This window comes from Streptomyces capoamus, assembly GCF_014654935.1.
GTDB lineage: Bacteria > Actinomycetota > Actinomycetes > Streptomycetales > Streptomycetaceae > Streptomyces > Streptomyces capoamus.
The window spans coordinates 110,258-112,008 of record NZ_BNBF01000015.1 but is presented as its reverse complement, the minus strand read 5'-3'; the positions used below and the strand labels follow the sequence as shown (position 1 = coordinate 112,008).

The 1,751-nt window shown below is 75.5% G+C and carries 2 protein-coding genes; both read right to left on the bottom strand.

Annotated elements, in window-relative coordinates:
* Window positions 1–904, bottom strand: a 904-nt coding sequence (hemW, locus tag IE312_RS23115) for a radical SAM family heme chaperone HemW (RefSeq protein WP_229900320.1), incomplete at its 3' end; no start/stop codon positions are given.
* A 27-nt stretch (window positions 905–931) separates the two neighbouring features.
* Window positions 932–1,751, bottom strand: an 820-nt coding sequence (locus tag IE312_RS41445) for a PP2C family protein-serine/threonine phosphatase (RefSeq protein ID WP_229900319.1), incomplete at its 5' end; no start/stop codon positions are given.

Here is a 1,751-nt window from a genome sequence, read left to right as displayed (position 1 = left end):
GGCCCGCGCCCCACCAGTCGGCGCCGCGCCAGTACAGCTCGTTGTGCAGGCAGCGGCCCGCCTCCGAGGCGGCCCAGTTGGACACCTCGTACCAGTCGAAGCCCGCCGCGCCCAGCATCTCCTCGGCGATCAGGTACCGGTCGGCGTGCACGTCGTCGTCGGTCATCGGGACCTCGCCGCGGCGGATCCGGCGGGCGAGCTGGGTGCCCTCCTCGACGATGAGCGCGTAGGCGCTGATGTGGTCGGGGGCGGCGCCGAGGGCGGCCGCCAGGGACGCCCGCCAGTCCTCGTCGCTCTCCCCGGGCGTGCCGTAGATCAGGTCCAGGTTGACGTGCTCGAAGCCCGCCGCCCGCGCCTCCGCGACGCACGCCTCGGGGCGGCCGGGGGTGTGGGTCCGGTCCAGCACCCGCAGCACGTGCCGGCGCGCGCTCTGCATGCCGAAGGAGATCCGGTTGAAGCCGCCCTCGCGGAGGGTGGCGAGGTAGGCCGGGTCGACGGACTCCGGGTTCGCCTCCGTGGTGATCTCCGCGTCCGGCGCGAGACCGAACTCGTCGCGGATCACCCCCAGCATCCGTACGAGATCACCGGCGGCCAGCAGGGTCGGCGTACCACCGCCCACGAAGACCGTGCGGACCTCGCGCGGGTCGTCGCCCAGCACCTTCCGCGCCAGCCGGACCTCGTCGGCGAGGGTGTCCGCGTAGTTGTCCCGGGAGGCGAGCACACCGCCGGTCCCGCGCAGTTCGGTCGCGGTGTAGGTGTTGAAGTCGCAGTAGCCGCAGCGGGTCGCGCAGTACGGCACGTGCAGGTAGAAGCCGAGCGGGCGGCCCGCGGCCCCGGCGAGCGCGTGCGCGGGCAGCGCGCCGTCGGCGGGGACGGGCTCGCCGTCGGGAAGTGCGGAAGGCATGCTGTCCATTGTCCCGCACCGCGGGCCCTACTCCGCCTGGAGCACCAAGAGGGCCAGGTCGTCCTCGGGGAGGCCGCCGCCGAAGTCGTGGACCAGGCGGCGGATCCTTTCCGCGATCAGCTCCGCGCTCAGCCCGGCGCAGCCGGACAGGGCGCGGGCCAGCCCGTCGCCGTCGTCGAACTGGCGGCTGCCCGAGCGCCGCTCGGTGACCCCGTCGGTGACGCACAGCAGGCTGTCGCCGGGCCGCAGCTCCAGGGTCTCGCTGGTGTACGTCTCGTCCTCCACCACCCCGAGCAGCGTCTGCGGGCGGGCGGCGGTGCGCACGGTGCCGTCGGGTCCGAGGACGAGCGGCAGCGGATGGCCGGCCGAGGCGAGCGTGCAGCGCACCCCGCCGGCGTGCGGCGTCAGCTCGCCGTACAGCAGGGAGAGGAACCGGGTCTGCGGACCGTCCCCGGCGGCCGTCGGCCGGCCGCCGGCGACCAGGGCGCGGGCGGCGGCGTCGGCGGCCTCGGTGGCGTCGTCCAGCAGCAGCTGGTTGAGGCGGTCCAGCACGTCGGCGACCCGGTAGCCCTCGCGGGCGAGGAGGCGCAGCCAGGGGCGGGCCAGGCCGATCACCACGGCCGCCTCCGGGCCCTTGCCCTGGACGTCGCCGACGGCGAAGCACCAGCGGCCGTCCCCCGCCGGGAACAGGTCGTAGAAGTCGCCGCTCGGGCCGCCCTTGTCGCAGGGCTCGTAGACGAGCGCGCTGCGCACGCCGGGGATCTCGGCGACCGCGCCGGGCAGCAGGCCGCGCTGCAGGACGGCACTGATGGTGGCCTGGCGGGCGTACTGCCGGGCCGCGCCGATG